Annotated in this window: 19 protein-coding genes and 1 tRNA gene; 10 read left to right on the top strand and 10 right to left on the bottom strand. The window is 69.2% G+C overall.

Annotated elements, in window-relative coordinates:
- The first annotated feature begins 53 nt into the window (after positions 1-53).
- The 5 genes from dusB to ACIQTT_RS01175 all read left to right on the top strand — a co-directional run bounded on the left by dusB (position 54) and on the right by ACIQTT_RS01175 (position 5,438).
- Positions 54-1,208 carry a tRNA dihydrouridine synthase DusB gene (gene dusB, locus ACIQTT_RS01155; protein WP_402784921.1) on the top strand — a complete coding sequence of 385 codons (1,155 nt, stop codon included), beginning with the start codon at positions 54-56 and terminating at the stop codon, positions 1,206-1,208.
- Positions 1,201-2,592, top strand: coding sequence for a deoxyguanosinetriphosphate triphosphohydrolase (locus tag ACIQTT_RS01160; protein WP_402784923.1), 1,392 nt, complete (start codon positions 1,201-1,203; stop codon positions 2,590-2,592). The genes dusB and ACIQTT_RS01160 overlap by 8 nt, the downstream gene beginning before the upstream one ends.
- Entirely contained in the window at positions 2,592-4,454 is a 1,863-nt protein-coding gene (gene dnaG / locus ACIQTT_RS01165) for a DNA primase (RefSeq protein WP_402784925.1), read from the top strand. The genes ACIQTT_RS01160 and dnaG overlap by 1 nt, the downstream gene beginning before the upstream one ends.
- 37 nt (positions 4,455-4,491) lie before the next feature.
- Positions 4,492-5,265 carry an ATP-binding cassette domain-containing protein gene (locus ACIQTT_RS01170; RefSeq protein ID WP_247622243.1) on the top strand — a complete coding sequence of 258 codons (774 nt, stop codon included), beginning with the start codon at positions 4,492-4,494 and terminating at the stop codon, positions 5,263-5,265.
- A gap of 97 nt (positions 5,266-5,362) precedes the next feature.
- Positions 5,363-5,438: transfer RNA gene (locus ACIQTT_RS01175), tRNA-Asn, on the top strand.
- 52 nt (positions 5,439-5,490) lie between these two features.
- Here ACIQTT_RS01175 and ACIQTT_RS01180 read toward each other — a convergent pair.
- Positions 5,491-6,594: a magnesium and cobalt transport protein CorA gene (locus ACIQTT_RS01180; RefSeq protein ID WP_402784927.1), complete on the bottom strand. Its 1,104-nt coding sequence runs from the start codon at positions 6,592-6,594 to the stop codon at positions 5,491-5,493.
- A gap of 131 nt (positions 6,595-6,725) precedes the next feature.
- On the opposite strand from ACIQTT_RS01180, the gene ACIQTT_RS01185 reads away from it, so the two are divergent.
- From ACIQTT_RS01185 to ACIQTT_RS01195, 3 genes are read left to right on the top strand one after another with little or no spacing between them, the layout of a single operon-like run.
- Complete coding sequence (locus tag ACIQTT_RS01185) at positions 6,726-6,938, top strand: heavy-metal-associated domain-containing protein (RefSeq protein ID WP_402784929.1); 213 nt, start codon at positions 6,726-6,728, stop codon at positions 6,936-6,938.
- A complete protein-coding gene (locus ACIQTT_RS01190; RefSeq protein WP_402784931.1) occupies positions 6,938-9,181 on the top strand; it encodes a heavy metal translocating P-type ATPase in 2,244 nt (747 codons plus the stop codon). The genes ACIQTT_RS01185 and ACIQTT_RS01190 overlap by 1 nt, the downstream gene beginning before the upstream one ends.
- Complete coding sequence (locus ACIQTT_RS01195; protein ID WP_402784933.1) at positions 9,178-11,271, top strand: heavy metal translocating P-type ATPase; 2,094 nt, start codon at positions 9,178-9,180, stop codon at positions 11,269-11,271. The genes ACIQTT_RS01190 and ACIQTT_RS01195 overlap by 4 nt, the downstream gene beginning before the upstream one ends.
- A 58-nt stretch (positions 11,272-11,329) precedes the next feature.
- Here the strand turns inward: ACIQTT_RS01195 and ACIQTT_RS01200 are convergent, their stop codons facing one another.
- Entirely contained in the window at positions 11,330-11,845 is a 516-nt protein-coding gene (locus tag ACIQTT_RS01200) for a hypothetical protein (RefSeq protein ID WP_402784935.1), read from the bottom strand.
- A gap of 121 nt (positions 11,846-11,966) precedes the next feature.
- The gene (def, locus tag ACIQTT_RS01205; protein ID WP_402784937.1) at positions 11,967-12,533 is read right to left on the bottom strand and encodes a peptide deformylase; all 567 of its coding nucleotides are present in this window, start codon (positions 12,531-12,533) and stop codon (positions 11,967-11,969) included.
- 63 nt (positions 12,534-12,596) lie between these two features.
- Between def and ACIQTT_RS01210 the strand changes: the two genes are divergently transcribed.
- A complete protein-coding gene (locus tag ACIQTT_RS01210; RefSeq protein WP_402784939.1) occupies positions 12,597-13,622 on the top strand; it encodes a DMT family transporter in 1,026 nt (341 codons plus the stop codon).
- Positions 13,623-13,645: 23 nt separating this feature from the next.
- On the opposite strand, the gene pgl is transcribed toward ACIQTT_RS01210, so the two are convergent.
- The 6 genes from pgl to tkt are packed head-to-tail and all read right to left on the bottom strand — an operon-like array spanning position 13,646 to position 21,762.
- The gene (gene pgl, locus ACIQTT_RS01215) at positions 13,646-14,428 is read right to left on the bottom strand and encodes a 6-phosphogluconolactonase (RefSeq protein WP_402784941.1); all 783 of its coding nucleotides are present in this window, start codon (positions 14,426-14,428) and stop codon (positions 13,646-13,648) included.
- A 4-nt stretch (positions 14,429-14,432) separates the two neighbouring features.
- Positions 14,433-15,368: a glucose-6-phosphate dehydrogenase assembly protein OpcA gene (locus ACIQTT_RS01220; protein ID WP_402784943.1), complete on the bottom strand. Its 936-nt coding sequence runs from the start codon at positions 15,366-15,368 to the stop codon at positions 14,433-14,435.
- A complete protein-coding gene (gene zwf / locus ACIQTT_RS01225) occupies positions 15,365-16,915 on the bottom strand; it encodes a glucose-6-phosphate dehydrogenase (RefSeq protein ID WP_402784945.1) in 1,551 nt (516 codons plus the stop codon). The genes ACIQTT_RS01220 and zwf overlap by 4 nt, the downstream gene beginning before the upstream one ends.
- A 22-nt stretch (positions 16,916-16,937) precedes the next feature.
- On the bottom strand, positions 16,938-18,545 hold the full coding sequence (locus tag ACIQTT_RS01230; protein WP_402784947.1) for a glucose-6-phosphate isomerase: 1,608 nt from the start codon (positions 18,543-18,545) through the stop codon (positions 16,938-16,940).
- Positions 18,542-19,654, bottom strand: a complete 1,113-nt coding sequence (gene tal, locus ACIQTT_RS01235) for a transaldolase (RefSeq protein ID WP_402784949.1) — start codon at positions 19,652-19,654, stop codon at positions 18,542-18,544. Before tal ends, ACIQTT_RS01230 begins: the two co-directional genes overlap by 4 nt.
- Positions 19,651-21,762, bottom strand: coding sequence for a transketolase (gene tkt, locus ACIQTT_RS01240; RefSeq protein ID WP_402791051.1), 2,112 nt, complete (start codon positions 21,760-21,762; stop codon positions 19,651-19,653). The genes tal and tkt overlap by 4 nt, the downstream gene beginning before the upstream one ends.
- 216 nt (positions 21,763-21,978) lie before the next feature.
- Between tkt and ACIQTT_RS01245 the strand changes: the two genes are divergently transcribed.
- A complete protein-coding gene (locus ACIQTT_RS01245; RefSeq protein WP_402791054.1) occupies positions 21,979-22,884 on the top strand; it encodes a heme o synthase in 906 nt (301 codons plus the stop codon).
- Here ACIQTT_RS01245 and ACIQTT_RS01250 read toward each other — a convergent pair.
- Complete coding sequence (locus tag ACIQTT_RS01250; RefSeq protein WP_402784951.1) at positions 22,830-23,303, bottom strand: hypothetical protein; 474 nt, start codon at positions 23,301-23,303, stop codon at positions 22,830-22,832. The genes ACIQTT_RS01245 and ACIQTT_RS01250 overlap by 55 nt on opposite strands.
- Between the last annotated feature and the right edge of the window lie 4 nt (positions 23,304-23,307).

Raw genomic sequence — 23,307 nt, forward strand, 5'->3', positions numbered from 1 at the left:
AGCTTAGGTCGATGGGGCACCACAGGCTCCGCGTCTGGGAGAATGTCAAGGACATGACTCTCGCCACCGCATCCGCGCGCACGCTTCGCATCGGTCCCATCGACCTCGACGTGCCGGTGGTCCTCGCGCCCATGGCCGGGATCACGAACACCGCCTTCCGTCGTCTGTGCCGTGAGTACGGCGCCGGCCTCTACGTCAGCGAGATGATCACCTCGCGCGCGCTCGTCGAGCGCAACGAGACGACGATGCGTCTGATCCGCCATCACGAGAGCGAGACGCCGCGGTCGATCCAGCTCTACGGCGTCGACCCGAAGACGATCGCCGAGGCCGTGCGGATCATCGTCGCCGAGGATCACGCCGATCACATCGACCTGAACTTCGGTTGCCCCGTGCCCAAGGTGACGCGCAAGGGCGGGGGAGCGGCCCTTCCCTGGAAGAGCTCTCTTTTCGCCGACATCGTGACGCAGGCCGTCAAGGCCGCGGGCGACGTGCCGCTCACGGTGAAGATGCGCAAGGGAATCGATCCCGACCACCTCACGTTCCTCGACGCCGGGCGCGCAGCCGAAGACGCGGGTGTCGCCGCGGTCGCCCTGCACGCCCGCACCGCCAGCGAGTTCTACTCGGGCAACGCCGACTGGAACGCGATCGGCGAACTCAAACAGGCCGTCACCAGCATCCCGGTGCTCGGCAACGGCGACATCTGGTCGGCCGACGACGCCGTGCGCATGATGGCCGAGACCGACTGCGACGGCGTGGTCGTCGGACGCGGGTGCCTCGGGCGCCCCTGGCTCTTCGGCGAACTGGCCGCCGCCTTCGGCGCCGAGAGCCACCCGGTCGACGCGACCCTCGGATTCGTGGCCGACGCCTTCCGTCGGCATGCCGAGCTGCTGGTCGAGTTCTTCGAGGACGAGGACCGCGGGTGCCGCGACGTGCGCAAGCACGTGGCCTGGTACTTCAAGGGGTACCCGGTGGGAGGCGACATCCGTACCGGACTCGCGACGGCGTCGAGCCTCGCCGAGATCGATGACCTGCTCGGACGCCTCGATCACACCGCACCCTATCCCGGAGCGGATGCCGAGGGGCAGCGCGGCCGCGCCGGCCGTCCCAAGCGCCCGGCTCTGCCGGACAAGTGGCTCGACTCCCGCGAGATCGCGGCATCGGCCTCGGAGATGATGCGTGGAGCAGAGATCGAGAACAGCGGTGGGTGACGCGGTCACGCCGGCGCGTGCACCCCGCGGCGACGGATACGACCCGCGCGACGCCGAGCGCTTCTTCGCCGAGACGCATCGTTCGGAACGCAACGACTTCGCCCGCGACCGGGCGCGCGTGCTGCACTCGGCGGCGTTACGGCGTCTCGCCGCCAAGACGCAGGTGCTGAGCCCCGCGAGCACGGCCGACTTCGCCCGAAATCGCCTGACGCACTCGCTCGAAGTGGCGCAGGTGGGTCGCGAGCTCGCGACCGCCCTGGGCGTCTCGGCCGATGTCGTCGACACGGCCTGCCTCAGTCACGATCTCGGGCATCCGCCGTTCGGGCACAACGGTGAGCGTGCGCTCAACGAGTGGGCGGCCGACATCGGCGGTTTCGAGGGCAACGCGCAGTCACTGCGCATCCTCACCCGTCTCGAGGCGAAGGTGCTCGACGACGACGAGCGCTCCGTCGGACTCAACCTCACGCGCGCGAGTCTCGACGCCACCTGCAAGTACCCGTGGACGATCGACAGCCCGGTGCCCGATCCCGGTGGCCGCCTGAAGTTCGGTGTGTACCCCGAGGACGAAGCGGTCTTCCGCTGGATGCGCGAGGGAGCGCCGGGGCGTCTGCGCTGCATCGAGGCCGAGATCATGGACCTCTCCGACGACATCGGCTACTCGGTGCACGATTTCGAGGACGCGATCGTCAACGGCTACCTCGACGTCGCGCAGCTCTCGGATCCGGCGCAGCACGACGCGCTGGTCGGCCGGATCCAGCAGTGGGTGGGCTACGACTTCACCCGCGAGGAATTGGCCGACGCGCTCTACCGGCTCTCGTCGCAGTCGATGTGGCTGCCCTCGTTCGACCGCAGCCGTCAGTCGCTCGCGCGGCTCAAGAACCTCACGAGCGACCTGATCGGCCGCTTCGCCCGCGCGGCCGTCTCAGCGACCCGTGAGGCATACGGCAGCAAGGCGCTGGTGCGTTACAACGCGCACGTCGTGGTGCCGCGCGTGGTCGAGGCCGAGATCGCCGTCCTCAAGGGGATCATGGGGCAGGCGATCGTGACGATCGAGGCGCGCAAGGGCGTCTACAAGGAGCAGCGCCGGGTTCTCACCCGCCTCGCCGATGCTCTCTGGCAGACCGACACGCTGTGGTCCGCCGGTGCCGATGTGCTCGAGCCGGCGTTCGCCGCCGACTTCCATGATGCCGATACCGACGACCAGCGGGCCCGCGTGATCGTCGACCAGATCGCGAGCCTCACCGACCAGAGTGCGATCGATTGGCACAACCGTCTCGTCGGCGAGATCGACCCGGCCGAGGTCGGTATCTGGACTCCCCGTCACGCACGCCCCGGGGCGCGCGCGCACGCCGAGAGGTCGACCGTCGTCGAAGGGGCCCGCTGATGCCCCGCATCCGGCAGGCCGACGTCGACGAGGTCAAATCGCGCACGAACATCGCCGACATCGTGGGGGAGCGCGTCGCGCTGAAGTCCGCCGGCGTCGGGTCGCTCAAGGGTCTGTGCCCCTTCCACGACGAGAAGAGCCCGAGCTTCCACGTGCGTCCTCAGGTGGGTTACTACCACTGCTTCGGCTGCGGCGAGTCGGGTGACGTCTATTCGTTCCTGCGCGAGATGGATCACGTGAGCTTCACCGAGGCGGTGGAGCGCCTCGCGGGTCGCATCGGCTACACCCTCCACTACGAGGACGGCGGAGCCGCTCCCGAGACGAGTGGTCGTAGCCGGCTCTATGCCGCCAACACGGCCGCCGCCGAGTTCTTCCGCGCGCAGTTGCTCTCGGCGGATGCCGAGGCGGGGCGACGGTTCCTGGGCGAGCGCGGGTTCGACGCCGGGGCCGCAGCGCATTTCGGTGTGGGCTTCGCGCCCCGCGGATGGGACGGGATGCTCAAGGCGCTCACGGCGCAGGGTTTCACGCGCGAGGAGCTCAGCACCGCAGGTCTGGTCTCCACCGGCCAACGCGGCGTGTACGACCGATTCCGCGGGCGGTTGGTCTGGCCGATCCGTGACGTCTCCGGCCAGACGATCGGGTTCGGCGCACGCAAGCTCTTCGACGACGATCAGGGTCCGAAGTACCTCAACACCCCCGAGACGCCGATCTACAAGAAGGCGCAGGTGCTCTACGGTCTCGATCTCGCCAAGCGCGACATCTCCCGCGGAGACCCGCGACGCGTCGTGGTGGTCGAGGGCTACACCGACGTCATGGCCTGCCATCTCGCCGGCCTGACGACGGCGGTGGCGACCTGTGGCACGGCCTTCGGCGCCGAGCACATCAAGGTGCTGCGCCGGGTGATGGGCGATGACAACGCCTCGGGCGAGGTCGTGTTCACGTTCGACGGCGACGAGGCGGGGCAGAAGGCGGCGCTGCGCGCGTTCACCGAGGACGACCGCTTCAACGCGCAGACGTTCGTGGCAGTGGCGCCCGACAGCCTCGACCCCTGCGACCTGCGGCTGCAGCGCGGTGATGCCGCCGTGCGCGGCCTCATGGACGCCAAGGTGCCGATGTTCGAGTTCGCGATCGACCGCAAGCTCGCCGGCTTCGACCTGGCGACGGTGGAGGGGCGCGTCGGTGCTCTGCGCGCGGCCGCGCCGATCGTGGCGGAGATCCGCGATCGCCTGCTGCGTCCCGGGTACGAGCGTGTGCTCGCGCGACGGCTCGGAATGGACCCGACCGAGGTGCACACCGAAGTGGAGCGCTCGGCGCGGGGCGGCTCGCAGAGTGCCCCGTCGCGGCGCGAGACGGTACCGTCCGGCGGGGGTGAGGGAGCGGCATCCGGAATCGCACCGGTCACGCTCGCGAGCCTCCCGCGCTCGGCGGATGTCGCCGTGGAGCGCGATGCGCTGATGGGAGCGCTGCAGTACGGTCACCAGATCGACCAGCCGCTGCTCTCGCGGGCGCTCGGAGCCCCTCTGCGCACCCCGGCACTCGATGCCGTGCGTGAGGCCGTGGTCGCCGCGGCCGACCGCACGCGGGCGGGGTGGGCGACGGATGCCGTCAACAGCGTGCGCGAGCCGTACCGGTCGCTCGCGGGGGAGCTGCTCATGATGCCGTTCCCCGCGCGCAACGAGGAAGGCGCCGTGGCCAGCACCACCGATCTCGCTCGGCGACTCATCATGCGACAGCTCGAGAGCGAGAAGCAGGAGCTTCTGGGTGCGGTCCAGCGGGTGCCCGCCGACTCCGACGGCGGTCGCGCGCTCCGCATGCGCTTGCGCGACATCGACATCGAGCGTCAGCGGTTCGTCGAGTCGTAACCCCCCGGGACCGCCGGGGGAGGGCAGGATGGGATGCATGTCCCGCAGGCACGCCTCCACCCACGCCATCGACTGCTCCGATCTGGTCATCGACCGTATCGGGCACGGCTCTCCGACGCGTGCGGTCGACGGCGTCTCGTTCTCGCTCGCCCCGGGCGCGCTCCTCTGTATCGCAGGCCCCACGGGTTCGGGAAAGTCGAGCCTCGTGGCGGCGCTGGCCGGATCCACCGATCCCTCGGTGAAGGTCGTCGGTGGCCGCGCGGAGGTCTGCGGCGTCGACGCGCGGCGTCCCGGTCGCAAGCACCGCGTACTCACGTATCGCACGGGTTTCGTGCCCCAGGGAGCCGGAGCCGACCTCCCGCCCCGGCTCACCGTCAACGAGGTGATCGCCGAGCCCATCCTGATGCGCGAGAAGCGAGTGAACAGCAAGGCGCTCTCGATCCGCGTCGCCACGCTGCTCGACGAGCTGCACCTGCCGCTCGGCACGGCCGCGAAGTTCCCCTACGAGCTGAGCGCGGGAATGCGCCAACGCGTCGCGATCGCCCGTTCGTTCGTGCTCGAGCCGCAGGTGCTCATCGCCGACGAGATCCTCGCGAACCTCGACCTCGAGGTGCGCCCGGTGGTCTTCGACGCGATCACCCGGCGACGGAAGGAGCAGTCGATGGCGGCTCTGCTCGTCACGAACGACGCCGACTTCATCCGCGAACTCAACGCCGAGACGCTCATGCTGCGCGCCGGACACGTGGTCGCGCGTGGGGTAGGGAAGGACCTGCTGTGGGTGCCGAACGCGGAGGCGGATTCGCGACGCTGAGCGCGACACGCCCGAGAGCGCGATAACCGCCTCCGGTGTCACGTGCACGGCTCGGAGTTTGCTAAGCTTGTCGAGTTGCCCGCGCAGCGGAGCACATTCCTCGGTAGCTCAATTGGCAGAGCAGCCGGCTGTTAACCGGCAGGTTCTTGGTTCGAGTCCAAGCCGGGGAGCCAATGAAAAGCCCCTCTTCGGAGGGGCTTTTCCCTTGTCCTCCGAGAGTGGTGGCTACATCCACTTCTGTTTCTTGAACACGAGGAAGAGCACGAGCGCGAAGGCGATCATCCCTCCGACCGCGAGCGGGTACCCGAACGTCCAGTGCAATTCGGGCATGTTGTCGAAGTTCATGCCGTAGACGGCGCCGATCAACGTCGGCGCGAACAGGATCGCCGCCCACCCGGAGATCTTCTTCATGTCCTCGTTCTGGCGCTGAGCGACGAGGGTGCCGTTGACCGTGAGGATCTGCGAGAGCGATTCGCGCAGCTCCGCCACCTGGGTGCCGATGCGGCGGAGATGGTCGTCGACGTCCTGCAGATAGGTCTGCAGTTCATCGGGGATGTCGTAGCGCGTGAATCCGTCGCGCAGCGCGGCCAGCACCTCGCTCAGCCCGGACGTGGCCTGCTGCAGATCGATGACCTCCTGGCTCAGGCGATAGATGCGCTCGGTGACGGCGGAGTCGCCGCGGAAGACCTGTCGTTCGATCTGCTCCTTGTCGACCGCGATGCCGCGCAGCACAGGGGAGTAGCCGTCGACGATCGCGTCGAGCAGCCGGTACACGATCGCTTCCGGCCCGTGCCGGAGCAGCTTCTCGTCGGCGAGCAGGGTCTGTTCCCCGCGATCGGCGGCTCCGGAAGCGTCATCGGCGTCGACGCCGTCGATCCAGCGCGCGTCCTGGCAGAACACGGCGACCGCGCGCGGGCGGACGAGGATGTGGAACTCGGCGAAATCCACGTCCTCCGTCGCGTCGATGTACCAGGCGGAGCGCACCACGAGGAAGAGGGTGTCGTCGTAGCGCTCGAGTTTCGGGCGCTGACCGGCGTGCAGCAGATCCTCCACAAGGACGGGATGGAGCTCCCACGCCGTCGCGAGCTCGGCGACGTCGTCCGGCGTCGGTGACGGGTACAGCAGCAGCGCCGTGCGGTTCGCGCTCTCCTCGGTGAAGCGCGTGGCATCGTCGACCGAGGTGCTGCGCGGCGGGACGCTCAGCCTGCCGTCGTCGACGTAACGGGTGCGGCGACGCGAGTCCGTCGCGGCGGGATCGCCGACGGTGCCTCGACGCCGGAAGACTCCGGCTCGTCGCGGAGAGGTGTGGTCCTGGGGTGGTTGCGTCATCGCGCATCCTTTCGGTCTCTTGGGAGTATGCCGCATGAGGCGTCCGGGTGCGGCCGAGGAATATCCGAGGTAGAGTGGCGTTGCACTTAATACCCCCTGGGGGTATCCAGATTCACTCTGAAGGAGTTCCCATGAGCGACACCACCACCGACTACCGGGTGACCGGGATGACCTGCGGTCACTGCGAGATGTCGGTCCGCGAGGAGGTCGAGCAGATCGCCGGCGTCGAGATCGTCGACGTCAGTGCGCAGACCGGGATGCTGCGCATCACCGCTGCGGACGTCGACGACGCGCAGATCCTCTCGGCCGTGTCCGAGGCCGGATACTCGGCCGTTCGCGTCTGATGAACGTCGGGACGGTCGGCGTCGACCTCGAGATCGGCGGGATGACGTGCGCGTCGTGCGCGACGCGGATCGAGAAGAAGCTGAACCGGCTCGAGGGCGTGACGGCCACGGTCAACTACGCGACCGAGAAGGCGTCGGTCGCGGCGCCGGAGGGCTACGACCCGGCCGTCCTGATCGCAGAGATCGAGAAGGCCGGATACACGGCTGCGCTGCCCGTCCGCGTGCAGGATGCCGACCCCGATGCCACGGGCGATCCCGAGCTCGACGGCCTGCGCACCCGGCTGTGGGTCTCCGTCGCGCTGACCGTCCCCGTGATCGCGATGGCGATGATCCCGGCGCTGCAGTTCACGTACTGGCAGTGGGCCTCGTTGACGCTCGCGGCTCCCGTCGTGGTGTGGGGCGGGTGGCCGTTCCACCGGGCGGCCTGGGTGAACCTCCGACACGGCGCGGCGACCATGGACACGCTCGTGTCGATGGGAACGATCGCGGCGTTCCTCTGGTCGCTCTACGCGCTGTTCTTCGGCATGGCGGGCATGCCGGGCATGACCCATTCGTTCGAGTTCGTGCTCGCGCCGTCCGACGGCGCCGATGCGATCTACCTCGAGGTCGCGGCGGGCGTGACGATGTTCATCCTCGCCGGTCGCTATTTCGAGAAGCGGTCGAAGCGTCGCGCGGGTGCCGCGCTGCGCGCTCTGCTGGAGCTCGGAGCGAAGGACGTCGCGGTGCGCCGGGGAGGCGTCGAGCAACGCATCCCGGCGGCGGACCTCCGGATCGGCGACGAATTCGTGGTGCGTCCCGGCGAGAAGATCGCGACCGACGGCATCGTCGTCTCGGGCACATCGGCCGTCGACGCCTCGATGATGACGGGCGAGTCCGTGCCCGTCGAGGTCGCCGCAGGAGACTCCGTCGCCGGCGCGACCGTGAACGCCGGCGGACGCCTGGTCATCCGGGCGACAAGGATCGGGGCCGACACCCAGCTCGCGCAGATGGCGCGACTGGTGGAGGAGGCGCAGACCGGGAAGGCCGAGGTGCAGCGCCTGGCCGATCGGATCTCGGGTGTCTTCGTGCCGATCGTTCTGGTGATCGCACTCGGCACGCTCGTCACCTGGTTCGCCATCGGCGCGTCGACTGCGATGGCGTTCACGGCGGCCGTCGCGGTGCTGGTCATCGCCTGCCCGTGCGCCCTCGGCCTGGCGACCCCGACCGCCGTGCTGGTGGGTACCGGTCGCGGAGCACAGCTGGGGATCCTCATCAAGGGCCCCGAAGTGCTCGAATCCACGCGGGCCGTCGACACGGTCGTGCTCGACAAGACGGGCACGGTCACCCGGGGCGCGATGAGCCTCGTCGATGTGATCCTCGAACCGGGAACGGACCGTGCGCAACTGCTCCGCCTCGCCGGTGCGCTCGAGGCCGCGTCTGAGCATCCGATCGGACGGGCGATCGCGCAGGCGGCGCAGGTCGAGGCCGGGTCGCTTCCGGCGGTCGACGGCTTCGTCAACCACCCGGGTATCGGAGTGGAGGGCGTCGTGGACGGGCATCGTGTGCTCGTCGGCCGCACGGCGATGCTCGCCGACGCGACGAGCACGCGCGACCCTTCGCTCCACGGTTCCCACGAGGAGGCGGGGCGCACGGTCGTGACGGTCGGCTGGGACGGAGCGGTCCACGGAGCGCTCGTGGTGGCGGATGCCGTGCGGCCGACGAGCGCCGAAGCGATCGCGCAGGTGAAGGCTCTCGGCCTCGCTCCGGTGCTGCTGACGGGAGACAACGCGGCCGTCGCGCGCCACATCGCGCGCGAGGTCGGTATCGACGAGGTCATCGCCGAGGTGCTCCCCGCGCAGAAGGCCGAGGTCATCGCGAGGCTGCAGGCCGAGGGGCGAACGGTCGCGATGGTCGGCGACGGCGTCAACGATGCCCCCGCGCTCGCGCGTGCCGATCTCGGGATCGCGATGGGCACGGGAACGGATGCCGCGATCGAGGCATCCGACATCACGCTGGTCCGTGGCGACCTGCGCAGCGCCGTCGACGCGATCCGCCTCTCGCGCCGCACATTACGCACGATCAAGGCGAACCTGTTCTGGGCCTTCGCCTACAACGTGGCGGCGATCCCGATCGCCGCCCTCGGACTGCTGAACCCGATGCTGGCCGGCGCCGCGATGGCGTTGTCGAGCGTGTTCGTGGTCGGCAACAGCCTGCGTCTGCGCGGATTCCGCAGTAGCGCACGCAACGAGCGGAGAGAGCGATGAGCGAGACGCACATGCACGCGCACCACGAGCACGAGGCACCTCCGAGCCGAGGCCACGCGAGCGCCGGAGAGCATTCCGGACACTCCGGGCACGGCGGACACTCCGGTCACTCCGGGCACGGCGATCACGTGGGCCAGTTCCGGCGACTCTTCTGGATCAACCTGGTGCTGGCGGTCCCCGTCGTGCTGCTCTCGCCGATGTTCGCGATGATCATCGGCTACGAGATCCCCGACGGCCCGGTGCGTTTCGTCGCCCCGGTCATCGGTTCGGTGATGTACGTCTGGGGCGGCAGGCCGTTCCTCCAGGGTGCCGTCGGCGAACTGCGCGCGCGACGGCCCGGCATGATGCTGCTGGTCGCCCTCGCGATCACGGTCGCCTTCTTCGCCTCGTGGGGAGCGACACTCGGTGTCCTGCACCACGAACTGGAATTCTGGTGGGAGCTCGCCCTCCTCATCGTCATCATGCTGCTCGGGCACTGGATCGAGATGCGTTCGCTCGCGCAGACGACCTCGGCACTCGACTCTCTGGCCGCGCTCCTGCCCGATGAGGCTGAACGCATCGAGGGCGGGCGCACGGTGCGCGTGTCACCGGACGAACTCCGCGTCGGTGACCTCGTGGTCGTGCGCCCCGGCGCGCGGATCCCCGCCGACGGCCGGATCGTCGACGGCAGCGCGGCGATGGACGAGTCGATGATCACCGGAGAGTCGCGACCGGTGACCCGCGCGCCCGGTGACGCCGTCACGGCGGGCACGGTGGCGACGGACTCGGGCCTCCGCGTCGAGATCACGGCGGTCGGCGACGACACCGCGCTGGCCGGCATCCGTCGGCTCGTCGAGGACGCGCAGAACTCGACCTCGCGCGCACAGCGGCTCGCCGACCGTGCGGCAGCGCTGCTCTTCTGGTTCGCCCTGATCTCGGCGGTGGTGACCGCCGCGGTGTGGTCGGCCGTCGGCGACGTCGATGCCGCGGTCGTGCGCTCGATCACGGTTCTCGTGATCGCCTGCCCGCACGCGCTGGGTCTGGCGATCCCGCTCGTGGTGTCGATCGCGACCGAACGGGCAGCCCGAGCGGGCATCCTGGTGAAGGACCGGTTGGCGCTCGAGCGCATGCGCACGGTCGACACGGTGCTGTTCGACAAGACCGGAACATTGACGCGCGGCGAGCCGGTCGTCACCGACATCGCGGCAGCCGACGGCACGGATCCGAGTCGTGTGCTCGCGTTGGCGGCGTCGGCGGAGGGCGACAGCGAGCACCCTCTCGCCCGTGCGATCGTCCGCGCGGCCGAGGAGCGTGGACTCAGGACGTCGTCGGTCAGCGGCTTCTCGTCGTCACCGGCGGTCGGGGTGCGGGCGATCGTCGACGGCACCGACGTTCGAGTGGGTGGTCCGAAGATGCTCGACGAGATCGGGGCGGACGAGCTGCCCGTCGCCGAGACGTGGCGGGCGACGGGTGCGATCATCCTGCACGCGGTTGTCGACGGCACTGTGGTCGGCGCGTTCGCGCTGGCCGATGAGGTGCGCGACGAGTCCCGCACCGCGGTCGACGACCTGAATCGACGCGGCGTGGAGGTCGTCATGATCACCGGTGATGCGCAGGCGGTCGCGGATGCCGTGGCCGCTGACCTCGGTATCCGACGCGTGTTCGCGGGCGTGCGCCCGGAGGACAAGTCGGCGAAGGTCGCAGAGCTGCAGCGGGAGGGCAGGACCGTGGCGATGGTGGGGGACGGCGTGAATGACGCCCCCGCGCTGGCGCAGGCGGACGTCGGTATCGCGATCGGCGCGGGCACCGACGTGGCGATCGCCTCGGCCGGGGTGATCCTGGCGAGCTCCGATCCCCGCGCCGTCGTGTCGGTCATCGAGCTGTCTCGGGCGACCTACCGAAAGATGTCGCAGAACCTCTGGTGGGCAGCCGGGTACAACCTGCTCTCGGTGCCCCTGGCCGCGGGAGTGCTCGCCCCGATCGGCTTCGTGCTGCCGATGTCGGTCGGTGCCGTGCTGATGTCGCTGTCGACCGTGGTGGTGGCGCTCAACGCACAGCTGCTGCGGCGGATCGACCTGCGCCTCGCCGAGAGCGGCGAAGCGGCGATCTGAGCGAACGACGAGGGGGCCGCGTCGCCTCGACGCGGCCCCCTCGTGCGTTTCGCTCGGATCAGCGTGCGGCGCCCTTGAGCGAGCCGGTCGTCTGGCCGGCAGGATCGATGATGACGCACTGCACGATGCGGTCGTCCAGCTGGTCCCAGGTCTCCTGCGTCGGGGTGATCGGATAGACCTCGAGGGCCGACTCCTCGTAGGCGATGCCGACGAAGCTCGTGTACGCATCGCCGATGCACTCCTGGCTCGCAGCGTCGACGTCGGCCTCGGAGAACTCCCCATCCGCCATCGTGATCTCGTAGTAGACCTCTTCGTCGTGAGGCTCGTCGCACGGGACGACGTCCGCATCCTGGATCAGGCCGCTCGGGCTCTCCATCTTGCAGTCGCCGAGCTTCAGGTTGAAGATGTCGATGTTCGACCCCTCGGTGACCTGTCCGGTCTCCTCGTCGCGGTCGGCGTCTGCCGAACCGCCGCCGAGAATGTTGTTGATCGTGCTGCAACCGGTCAGCGCGACCGAAACAGCAACGGCCGCTCCGGTCAGTGCGAGCGCGCGTCGCGTGCGCGGCTTCATCATGTGTGCCCCTCCGAACGTGGTGTAGGTCGGCATATAAGGATGCCGACGTCCAAAACGCTATAGGGACGGAAACCTGTGGTGCAACTCCACGCCCGCTATGACCGAGCTGAGAAGAATCGACTCAGCCTTCCAGATCGTCGACGCCGGGCATCCAGCTGGCGCCGGGCCGACCCCACCCGCGCTTGCGCGCGATCTTCTGCGCGGTCTTCCAATCGCCGTCCGACAGGCGATCCACGTAAAGGATGCCGTCGAGGTGGTCGAACTCGTGCTGCATGATGCGTGCGCGCCATCCGTCGACCGCGATCGACACCGGGGCGCCCTCGAGATCGATCCCGGTGACCCGGACATGCTCGGAGCGACGCAGGGGGAAGCGCTCGCCCGGGAACGACAGGCAGCCCTCGGACTCCAGGTCGGGATCGGGGGAGCCGGGTTCGAGCGGAGTGATCCAGAGCTCGGGATTGATGATCACGCCGCGCCAGGGCTGATCGTCGTCGTCGACGTACGAGTAGGTGTAGATGCGCAGGGCGACGCCGACCTGCGGTGCGGCCAGGCCGACACCCGGAGCGATGTCCATCGTCTCGAACATGTCGGCGACGAGCGTACGGATCTCGTCGGTGATCTCGTCGACGGGAGAAGCGGGGGAGTGCAGGACGGGGTCGCCCATGATGCGAATCGGAAGTACAGCCACGTCACAACCCTACTGGGCGCACTGCGACGGGTAGGGTCGTAGGGTGAGCGCAGGGGTGTGGAAATGAACTCGGTAGAAGACGTCGGCGAGCAGCTCGTCGGTGTCTTCCAGAACCCCGGGCTGCTGCTCGGCATCCCGCTCGCGTTGGCCGGTGCGGTGTTCATGTCGCTCGGCGCGCAGTACCAGCACCGCGGCGTCGAGAAGGTCGAGCGCCTGAGCGGTTCGCAGGGGACGTCGGGCCTCAGCTTCGACCAGCTCCGCCGGCTGCTCACACGCCCCTCGTGGATCATCGGCACCCTGATGCTGGGCCTGGCGATCGTGTGTCAGCTCGCCGCGCTCGTGCGCGCTCCGCTCATGGTCGTTCAGCCGCTCGGCGCCATCGCGCTGGTGATCACGACACTGTTGAACGCCCGCATCTCAGGGCACTCGCCGACGAAGAAATCCATCACCGCGATCATCTGCTGTGTCGGGGGCATCTTCCTCTTCGTCTTCTTCGCCGCGCTCTTCGCCACCGAGCGCGAGGTGCAGGATCGCGAACTCTTCGTGATCCTCGCCATCCTCCTCGTCGTGATCATCGTGCTCGGGGCCTGCTGGCTCGTGCTGCGGCACCGCATGCGCGCCCTGTTCTACGTGATCGGCGCCGGCATCCTCTACGGGTTCGTCGCCACCCTGGCGAAGGTCGTCATCAAGCGCATCGAGGCGGGGCAGTTCGAGTGGATCACCGCCATCTGCGTCATCGCCCTCGTCGCGGCCGCGGCGGTCGGGGCGTACTTCGTGCAGACCGCCTACAGCTCCGGCCCGCCCGACCTCGTCATCGCCGGCCTCACGGTCGTCGACCCGCTCATCGCCGTGCTCATCGGAATGGTGATCCTCGGCGAGGCGGCCGCTGCTCCACCATGGGCGCTCGTGATCTACGGCGTCGCCGGGGCCATCGCGGTCTACGGCGTGGTCAACCTCGCCCGCTACCACCCGCAGGTGCTCAGCGAGAGCCAGGAGATCGGCATCACGCGCGGGAGCGACGGTGGTACCGCAACGACGAACCCCGGCGCCGCGCAGGCACCGGGGTCCGAAGAGACGGATCGTCCGTAGGTCTGTGGTCGGTACGACCGACTTCAGTACGCCTGATCGATGAGATCCGGCGAGACCTCGGAGGCCGCGGCCTCATCGACGAAGAAGACCGTGCGCTTGCGCCCGCGTGCGCCGGCGACCGGAACGCTCGTGTAGCTCGCGCCGGCGAGGGCCAGACCCAGCGCCGACGCCTTGTCGGCGCCCGTGAGCACCATCCAGACGCGCTTGGACGAGTTGATGACCGGGCGCGTCAGCGTGACGCGCTCGGGCGGAGGCTTCGGCGAGTTGCGCACGGGGAGCGCCGCGGCATCCGTCACCGTGACCTCTTCGCGGTCGGGGAAGAGCGAGGCGATGTGCCCGTCGGGTCCGACGCCCAGGAAGCACACGGCGAACGCGGGCCACGGGGTCTCGTCGGTGCCGAAGCGCGCGAGCTCGGCGGCATAGGCGGCCGCCGCCTCATCGAGGGTCAGGCCGTCATCGGAGCCGGCCACTTCGTGGATGTTCTCGGGCGGGACCGGGATGTGATCGAGCAGCGCGTTCCGGGATTGGAGCGCGTTGCGGTCGGCGTCGTCGCGCGGAACGAAGCGCTCGTCGCCCCACCAGAAGTGCACGAGCGACCAGTCGATCGACGCGGCCCGCGGGTCCTCGCGCGTCGCGGCCAGGACCGCGCCGCCCATCGAACCGCCCGTGAGGGCGACGTGGGCGACGCGACCGTTGATGGTACGGGCGCGCAGGCGCGTCAGGAAACGATCGGCGACTCGCGCCGCGACGTCGGTGGGGGTGGCCTCGATCACGACCCGCTTCTCTGCGGACGTTGCGTCGCTCACGTCGTCACTCTCCTGTCTCGGGCGGGCCCAGCTTCTCCCAGCCCTCGGTGATCACTCGACCGTACAGGAGGTCGGGATCCAGGCGACGCAGCTCCTCGGCGAGGCATTCGCGAAGGGTGCGCCGGGGGAGGTGCAGGTCGTGGTTCGGCTGATCGGGCTGCGTGAGCAGGGCGACGCCGGGCGACGGGCGCTCGAGCAGGATGTCGCCCGACTCGCGGGTGAGCCGCACGGAACGGATGCCGTCGTGCCAGATCTCCGGCTGCTCGGAGAACCAGCGGACCGGAACCTCGAGAGCGAGCTGCAACCAAGCGGCCAGCAGTGCGGTCGACGGGGAGGCGGCGGCGCCGCGCACCTCGATCGCGGTGATCGGCTCGAACGGCGGCTGATCGAGCACGGCGGCGAGCTGCTCGCGCCAGTGCGTCAGACGGGTCCACGCGAGGTCGGTGTCACCGGGGGCGTGGGTCTTGCCGAGCAGGGCGAGGCGGTCGCGCACGTCGTGCGCAGTCGCGGCATCCGTGATCCGGCGCTGGGCGATCCGACCCAGCGGTGACGACGAGGGAGAGGTCGGTGCCTCTTCCGGCCACCAGGCCACGACCGGAGCATCGGGCAGCAGCAGCCCCGTGATGAGGCTCTCCTCGTTGCTCGCGGCGTCGCCGTAGGCATGCAGCACCACGACCTCGCTCGCTCCGGCGTCCCCACCGACGCGGATCTGGGCGTCGAGACGGGACTCGCCCTCACCCGTGGTGAGCACGATGACGCGCATCGGGTGCTCGCGCGATGCGTCGTTGGCGGCGTCGATGGCCGCCTCGGCGACACCGTTGCGGGCCGAGATCACGAGGGTCAGCACGCGGCCGAGGGCGACGGCGCCGCCCTCTTCGCGCACCTTGACGAGCTGCTTGGCGACCTGGCTGACGGTCGTGTCGGGAAGGTCGATGATCACGGTCGTCTCCAGACTCGTCCGTCGCGGGCCAGTAGGGCGTCGGCGGATGCCGGACCCCACGAACCGGGTGCGTACTGCTCAACCGGGCTGCCCTCGGACGCCCAGAACTTCTCCACGGGGTCGAGGATCTTCCACGAGAGCTCGACCTCCTCGTGCCGCGGGAAGAGCGGCGGGTCGCCCAGGAGGACGTCGAGGATGAGGCGCTCGTAGGCCTCGGGGCTGGCCTCGGTGAAGGCGTGGCCGTATCCGAAGTCCATCGTCACGTCACGCACGTTCGACCCGCTGCCCGGCACCTTCGAGCCGAAGCGGATCGTGACGCCCTCGTCGGGCTGCACGCGGATGACCAGAGCGTTCTGACCGAGCTCCGAGGCGTTGCCGCGTCCGAACAGGTGCTGCGGAGCGCGGTTGAAGACCACGGCGATCTCGGTGACACGACGCCCCAGACGCTTGCCGGTGCGCAGGTAGAACGGCACGCCCGACCAGCGGCGCGTGTCGATCTCGAGCTTGATCGCGGCGTAGGTCTCGGTGGTCGACTCGGGGTTCATGCCCTCCTCGTCGAGGAAGCCGGTGACCTTCTCGCCGCCTTGCCATCCACCCGCGTACTGGCCGCGCGCGGTCGCCTGCGAGAGGTCGTCCGGTACGTGCACCGCCGCGAGGACCTTCTCCTTCTCGGCGCGCAGGTGCTCGGCGGAGAGGCTGATGGGCTCCTCCATCGCGGTGAGCGCGAGCAGCTGGAGCAGGTGGTTCTGGATGACGTCGCGCGCGGCGCCGATCCCGTCGTAGTACCCCGCGCGCCCGCCGACGCCGATGTCCTCGGCCATCGTGATCTGCACGTGGTCGACGTAGTTGCGGTTCCAGATCGGCTCGTAGAGCTCGTTGGCGAAGCGCAGAGCGAGGATGTTCTGCACCGTCTCCTTGCCCAGGTAGTGGTCGATGCGGAAGATCGAGTCGGCCGGGAACGCGACCTCGAGCGCGGCGTTGAGCGCACGCGCGGAGTCCAGGTCGTGCCCGAACGGCTTCTCGATCACCACGCGCCGCCAGCGCGAATCCTCGTCGGCATCCTCCCCGACCAGTCCCGAGTCCTTCAGTTGCTTCGCGACGAGCGGGAAGTCCTTCGGCGGGATCGACAGGTAGTAGGCGTGGTTGCCCATGGTGCCGCGTTCGACGTCGAGCTGGTCGACGGTGTCCTTCAGCTTCTGGAACGACTCGGGGTTGTCGAACTCGCCCGAGACGAACCGGATGCCCTGCAGCAGCTGCGCCCACGTCTCTTCACGGAACGGCGTGCGCGCGTGCTGCTTGACGGCCTCGTAGACGACCTGGGCGAAGTCCTGGTCCTCCCAATCGCGTCGGGCGAACCCGACGAGTGCGAAGCCGGGCGGGAGCAGACCGCGGTTGGCGAGGTCGTAGACCGCCGGCATGAGCTTCTTGCGAGACAGATCTCCGGTGACGCCGAAGATCACCAGGGCGCTGGGCCCGGCGATCCTGTTGAGACGGCGGTCATCGGGATCGCGCAGCGGGTTGTGCCCGCGCGAGAGGGGAACAGACATCGGTGGGGGATTCTCCTGCTGACTACTTCTGTGCGGCTTCGAAGAGGGTGAGCACGTCGGCCGACGAGTCGGTGATCGTCAGGGAGACGACGGGGCGACCGTGCTCGGCCAGGACTGCGGCGTCGCCGGCAGCCTGAGCCTCGATGAGCTGGCCGAACGTGAACGGTCGCTCCGGAATCTCGAGATCGACGTCGGTGCGCTCGAGGATCTGCAGGAAGACGCCCTGGGCGGGGCCTCCCTTGTGGTACTGACCCGTGGAGTGCAGGAAACGCGGTCCCCAGCCGAACGTCGTCGGGCGCCCGGAATCGGCGGCGACGAGCTCGCGGAGACCCTGCAGCTGCGGGACCTCGAGGCGGTTGACGTAGGCCTGGATCGAGACGTAGCCGTCATCGGCGAGCTGCGCCCACAGGGCGTCCAGCACACCTTCGACGGTGCCCGAGACGGCGAGAGCCGGGTCGGACACGCGCACCTCGACGCCGTTCTCGGTGAACGCCGGAGCGGTCGGCTCCGGGCGAGCGTCGAGAAGACCGCGGGCCGCGACCTTCGCCGACTCTACGTCGGGCTGGTCGAACGGGTTGATCCGCAGCAGGTGGCCGGCGATCGCGGTGGCGTACTCCCAGACGATGAGCTGCGCGCCGAGCGAGCCGCTGACGAGGATCTCGCCCTCGTGACGCTCGTGCAGGTGGAACTCGTTGGCGTCGTCGACGAGACGGACGATCTGGAGGTCGGCGGGCTTCGAATCGAGCTCAGGGGAGACCGGCAGCAGGACCACGGGGAGGATTCCCGTGCTGTCCTTGCCCGTCGACTCGGCGATCAGCTGCTCGATCCAGTCCGGCAGGCCCTTGATGTGGGTGCCGTCGGTGATGAGGCCGAGCTTGTCGCGGCGGGGATTGGTCGCGGCGATGGCCGCGCCGAGGCGCAGTGCGGGGTTCTCGGCCGAGTCGACCGCGACCTCGAGCAGCGAGGCCTCTGCCTCGTTCAGGAGCTCGTCGATGTCGACGCCCGCGAGGCCGGACGGCACGAGGCCGAACGCGGTCAGCGCGGAGTAGCGTCCGCCGACGTTCGGGTCGGCGTTGAACACGCGGTAGCCGGTCTCGCGCGCCGAGACGTCGAGCGGGGAGCCCGGGTCGGTGACGACGACGATGCGCTCCAGCGGGTCGATGCCGAGGTCGCGGAAGGCGGCCTCGAACGTGCGGCGCTGGGAGTCGGTCTCGACGGTCGAGCCCGACTTCGAGGAGACGACGAGCACGGTGTCGGCGAGTCCTTCGTCGAGGGCCGCGAGCACCTGGCCCGGTGCCGTCGAGTCGAGGATCGTGAGCGGCTTGCCCGCGGTCTGAGCGATCACCTCGGGGGCGAGCGACGATCCGCCCATGCCCGCGAGGACGACGCGGTCGACGCCCTTCGAGGCGAGCTGTTCGCGGAGTGCGACGATCTCGTCGACGAGTGGACGCGAGACCGAGACGGCCTCGACCCAGCCCAGACGGATGGAGGCCTCGGCCTCGGCCGCCGGGCCCCAGAGGGTCGGGTCTCCGCCGGTGATCCGCGAGGCGACCAGGTCGCGCACGAGTGCGGGGACGACCTCGTCGATCGCGACGCGAGCGTCGCCGGAGGCGTGGATGCCGAAGGTCATCGCTGTGCCTCCAGCGTCTCGGCGACCTGTGCGAGCAGGTCGTGCCAGGAGTCGATGAACTTCGCGACGCCCTCGTCCTCCAGCACCTGGGTGACGTCGACGAGGTCGATTCCGACCTCCGCCAGCGCGTCGAAGACGGCGTGCGCCTCGGCGTAACCGCCCGTGATGGTGTCACCGGTGACGACGGCGTGGTCGAAGGTCGCCTCGAGCGTCTTCTCCGGCATCGTGTTCACGACGCCGGCCGCGACGAGCTCGGTCACGTAGAGCGTGTCGGGCAGCGAGGGGTCCTTGACGCCGGTGGAGGCCCAGAGGGGGCGCTGCAGGTTCGCGCCGGCGGCGAGGAGATCCTGCGCGCGCTTCTCGGCGAACTTCTTCTCGAACAGCTCGTAGGCCAGACGCGCGTTGGCGAGGCCGGCCTTGCTCTTGAGGGCCTTCGCCTGATCGGTGCCGATCGCGTCGAGGCGCTTGTCGGTCTCGGTGTCGACGCGCGACACGAAGAACGAGGCGACCGAGTGGATGCCGGCGAGGTCGATGTCCGCCGCCTGCGCGCGCTCGAGGCCCGCAAGGTAGGCGTCGATGACCTCTTCGTAGCGCTCGAGGCTGAAGATCAGGGTGACGTTGACGCTGATGCCCGCGGCGATCGCCTCGGTGATCGCCGGCAGGCCCGCCTTCGTCGCGGGGATCTTGACGAGGAGGTTGGGGCGGTCGATCTTGCTCCACAGCTCCTTGGCCGACGCGACGGTGCCGTCGGTGTCGTGAGCGAGGTCGGGGGAGACCTCGATCGACACGCGACCGTCGACGTGGTTCGACGCCTCCCATACGGGGCGGAACACGTCGAGAGCGGCCGCGACGTCCTGAGTGGTGGCCGCGAACACGGCCTCCTCGGCGGAGGCGCCGGAGGCGGCGAGCTCGGTGACCTGGGCGTCGTACGACGTGTTGCTCTTGTCGGTGAGCGCGTTGGCGAAGATCGTCGGGTTCGTGGTGACACCGACGACGTTGCGCGTCTCGATCAGCTCGGCGAGGTTGCCGGAGGAGATGCGGGTGCGCGAGAGGTCGTCGAGCCAGATGCTGACGCCGGCGGCGGCGAGCTGTGAGGTGGGGGTGCTCATGCGTTCTCCTTGGTGCTGTGTGCGGCGATGGTCTCGCGAGCGGCCGCGATCACGGCCTCCGTGGTGATACCGAACTTCTGGAACAGGGTCTTGTAGTCGGCGGATGCGCCGAAGTGGTCGATGCCGACCGAGCGTCCGCGGTCGCCGACGATGCCGCGCCACGTGAGCACGGAGCCGGCCTCGACCGACACGCGCGCGGTGACGGCGGCGGGGAGCACGCTCTCGCGGTACGCCTCGTCCTGCTCGTCGAACCACTCGAGCGAGGGGGCCGACACGACGCGCACGCCGATTCCCTCGGAGGCGAGTGCGGCGCGGGCCTCGACGGCGAGCTGCACCTCGGATCCGGTGGCGACGATGATGACGTCCGGGGTGCCGTTCGCGGCTTCCGCCAGCACGTAGGCACCGCGGGCGGTGCGGTCGGCCGAGGCGAAGACCTCGCCTTCCGCGTCACCCTCGCCGCGCTCGAACACCGGGATGTTCTGACGGGTGAGGGCGATGCCGGCCGGACCCGCCTGGCGACGCAGGATCTCGAGCCAGGCGGCCGAGGTCTCGTTCGCGTCGGCGGGGCGCACCACCGCGAGGTTCGGGATGGCGCGCAGGGTCGCGAGCTGCTCGATCGGCTGGTGCGTCGGGCCGTCCTCGCCGAGCGCGACGGAGTCGTGGGTCCAGACGAAGACGCTGGGCACGTTCATGAGCGCGGCCAGACGCACGGCGGGGCGCATGTAGTCGCTGAAGATGAGGAACGTACCGCCGAAGGCGCGCGTCTTCCCGTGCAGCACGATGCCGTTGACGATCGCGCCCATGGCGTGCTCGCGGATGCCGAAGTGCAGCACGCGGCCGTACGGGCTGCCCGACCACTCGTGGGTGGACCACTCGGCCGGGATGAACGACGGGGCGCCCTTGATCGTCGTGAGGTTCGACTCGGCGAGGTCGGCCGATCCGCCCCAGAGCTCGGGGAGCTCGGCGGCGAGGGCGTTGATGACCTGGCCGGAGGCCGCACGGGTCGAGACGTCCTTGCCGGGCTCGAAGACCGGCAGGGCGTTCTGGATGTCGGTGGGCAGCTCGCCCGCCTCGAGGCGGTCGAGGAGCTGCTTGCGCTCGGGGTTCGCCGCGGCCCAGGCGTCGAAGGACTCCTGCCACTCGGCACGGATGCCGGCGGCGCGGTCGGCGAGACCGCGGGTGTGGGCGATGACGTCGTCGGCGACGACGAACGTCTCCTCGGCGTCGAAGCCGAGGACCTTCTTGGTGGCGGCGAGCTCGTCGGCGCCGAGCGCCGAACCGTGGATCTTGCCGGAGTTCTGCTTGCCGGGCGACGGCCAGCCGATGATCGTCTTGAGGATGATGAGCGAGGGCTTGGAGGTCTCGCCCTTCGCGGCGTCGATGGCCGCGTTCAGCTCGGCGACGTCTTCGACGTACTCGCCGGTCTTCTTCCAGTCGACCGTCTGCACCTGCCAGCCGTACGCCTCGTAGCGCTTCGCGACGTCTTCCGTGAAGGCGACGTTGGTGTCGTCCTCGATGGAGATCTGGTTCGAGTCGTAGATGGCGATGAGGTTGCCGAGCTGCTGGTGGCCCGCGAGCGAGGAGGCCTCGCTGGTCACGCCCTCCTGCAGGTCGCCGTCGCCGGCGATGACGTAGACGAAGTGGTCGAACGGGCTCGTGCCCGCCGCCGCCTCGGGATCGAACAGGCCGCGCTCGTAGCGGGCGGCGTAGGCGAAGCCGACGGCCGACGCGAGGCCCTGGCCCAGCGGGCCCGTGGTGATCTCGACGCCCTTGGTGTGGCCGTACTCGGGGTGGCCCGGCGTGAGCGAGCCCCAGGTGCGCAGCGCCTTGAGGTCGTCGAGCTCGAGGCCGAAGCCGCCGAGGTAGAGCTGCACGTACTGCGTGAGCGAGGAGTGTCCGACCGAGAGGATGAAGCGGTCGCGACCGAGCCAATCGGTGTCGGTCGGGTCGTGGCGCAGCACGCGCTGGTAGAGGAGGTACGCGGCAGGAGCGAGGCTCATGGCCGTGCCGGGATGACCGTTTCCGACCTTCTCCACGGCGTCCGCCGCCAGGAGGCGAGCGGTGTCCACCGCGCGCCGATCGATCTCATCCCACTGCAATTCCGACACGTTCATGCCCTTTCCGACAGTTTCGAGGGCGCCCGTATTCCCTGCGCCTCCGCATCGTCACGGAGAGTGTGCACAGCGCCGGGCGCGAGTGTTTTCAGCATAGCGGGGTGGGTCCGACCCCAGACCCCGTCTTACGCTCCGAGTCCGCCCCGTCGCGTGCCCTAGACTGGAAGGGTTGTCATGACGCGTGTGGAGGAGGCGATCGAGATCTCGACGATGTCTGATCAGACCGTGGGGAAGCGGTCCATCGGCCGCACGGTGAAGGCGTACGTCGCCCTCACCAAGCCGCGCGTCCTCGAGCTGCTCCTCGTGTCGACCGTGCCGGTCATGTTCCTGGCCTACGGTGGCATGCCCGATCTGTGGCTGGTGCTGGCGACCGTGATCGGCGGCGCGATGAGCGCCGGATCCGCCGCGGCCTTCAACATGTATCTCGATCGCGACATCGACGCGCACATGCACCGCACCGAGAATCGTCCGCTCGTGACGGGCGAGGTCACGCCGCGCGGCGCCCTGGTGTTCTCCTGGACCCTCGCGGTGCTCTCCACCGTCTGGCTGCTGGTCACGACGAACTGGCTCGCCGCCGGGCTCTCGGCCTTCGCGATCTTCTTCTACGTCGTGATCTACACGATGCTGCTCAAGCGCCGCACCGAGCAGAACATCGTCTGGGGCGGGATCGCCGGATGCTTCCCGGTGTTGATCGGCTGGGCGGCCGTGACCGGATCGCTCGACTGGCCCGCGTTCATCCTGTTCCTGCTGATCTTCCTGTGGACGCCGCCGCACTACTGGCCGCTGTCGATGAAGTACCGCGACGACTACGACGATGTCGACGTGCCCATGCTCGGAGTGACGCGCAACGCTTCTCAGGTCGGCCTCCAGGTCATCCTCTACGCGTGGGCGACCCTGGCCTGCTCGCTGCTGCTGGTGCCGATCGCGAACATGGGCCTCGTCTACACGGTGTCCGCCCTGGTCTTCGGCGGATGGTTCATCTACGAGTCGCACCGCCTGTACAACCGTGCGGTGCGGGGGACCGAGGCGCGGCCGATGCGAGTCTTCCACGCCTCGATCACCTACTTGACGTTGATCTTCGTCGCGGTCGCGGTCGACCCGCTGCTGCCCTTCTGATCCTCGGCCTCGGCATCCGCCTCGTCCGTCGCGGAAGCGTCGACGTCCGCGTCCGCTGAGGGGTCATCGGTGACGGAGGCGATCGTCGTGTCGTCCGCCGGAGCGGTGGTGTCATCGGTCTCGGAGGTCCAGTCGATGGGCTCGACGACGACGGGCGTCGCGGCCGGGATCAGCGACTGTACGGCGACGAGGGCGACGGCCAGGAGGATGCCGAGCACTCCGGCTCCGAGCAGGGCAGACCCGACGACGACCAGCGACTGGCCGACGTATACCTCGATCCCCGTAGCCGTCCCGTCGAGCAGGGTCGTCGTCATCGTCCCGATCTGGCCGGAGATGAGCCATCCGCCCACCGCGGTCGAGGCGAGTGCGAGCACGAGGAGCAGCCAGAATCCGATGCTGCGTGTCAGTGACTTGTTCATGCCG

It is taken from the genome of Microbacterium sp. NPDC090225 (genome assembly GCF_044772365.1).
Taxonomy (GTDB): domain Bacteria; phylum Actinomycetota; class Actinomycetes; order Actinomycetales; family Microbacteriaceae; genus Microbacterium.

What these genes read in the sequence shown, in the direction of transcription:
- ACIQTT_RS01190 (WP_402784931.1), top strand. Translation starts at nt 6,938, where the DNA reads ATGAACGTCGGGACGGTCGGCGTCGACCTCGAGATCGGCGGGATGACG.
- ACIQTT_RS01230 (WP_402784947.1), bottom strand. Translation starts at nt 18,545, where the DNA reads ATGACCTTCGGCATCCACGCCTCCGGCGACGCTCGCGTCGCGATCGAC.
- zwf (WP_402784945.1), bottom strand. Translation starts at nt 16,915, where the DNA reads ATGTCTGTTCCCCTCTCGCGCGGGCACAACCCGCTGCGCGATCCCGAT.
- ACIQTT_RS01180 (WP_402784927.1), bottom strand. Translation starts at nt 6,594, where the DNA reads ATGACGCAACCACCCCAGGACCACACCTCTCCGCGACGAGCCGGAGTC.
- tal (WP_402784949.1), bottom strand. Translation starts at nt 19,654, where the DNA reads ATGAGCACCCCCACCTCACAGCTCGCCGCCGCCGGCGTCAGCATCTGG.
- ACIQTT_RS01170 (WP_247622243.1), top strand. Translation starts at nt 4,492, where the DNA reads ATGTCCCGCAGGCACGCCTCCACCCACGCCATCGACTGCTCCGATCTG.
- ACIQTT_RS01200 (WP_402784935.1), bottom strand. Translation starts at nt 11,845, where the DNA reads ATGATGAAGCCGCGCACGCGACGCGCGCTCGCACTGACCGGAGCGGCC.
- dusB (WP_402784921.1), top strand. Translation starts at nt 54, where the DNA reads ATGACTCTCGCCACCGCATCCGCGCGCACGCTTCGCATCGGTCCCATC.
- ACIQTT_RS01195 (WP_402784933.1), top strand. Translation starts at nt 9,178, where the DNA reads ATGAGCGAGACGCACATGCACGCGCACCACGAGCACGAGGCACCTCCG.
- ACIQTT_RS01210 (WP_402784939.1), top strand. Translation starts at nt 12,597, where the DNA reads ATGAACTCGGTAGAAGACGTCGGCGAGCAGCTCGTCGGTGTCTTCCAG.
- ACIQTT_RS01185 (WP_402784929.1), top strand. Translation starts at nt 6,726, where the DNA reads ATGAGCGACACCACCACCGACTACCGGGTGACCGGGATGACCTGCGGT.
- ACIQTT_RS01250 (WP_402784951.1), bottom strand. Translation starts at nt 23,303, where the DNA reads ATGAACAAGTCACTGACACGCAGCATCGGATTCTGGCTGCTCCTCGTG.
- ACIQTT_RS01245 (WP_402791054.1), top strand. Translation starts at nt 21,979, where the DNA reads ATGTCTGATCAGACCGTGGGGAAGCGGTCCATCGGCCGCACGGTGAAG.
- dnaG (WP_402784925.1), top strand. Translation starts at nt 2,592, where the DNA reads ATGCCCCGCATCCGGCAGGCCGACGTCGACGAGGTCAAATCGCGCACG.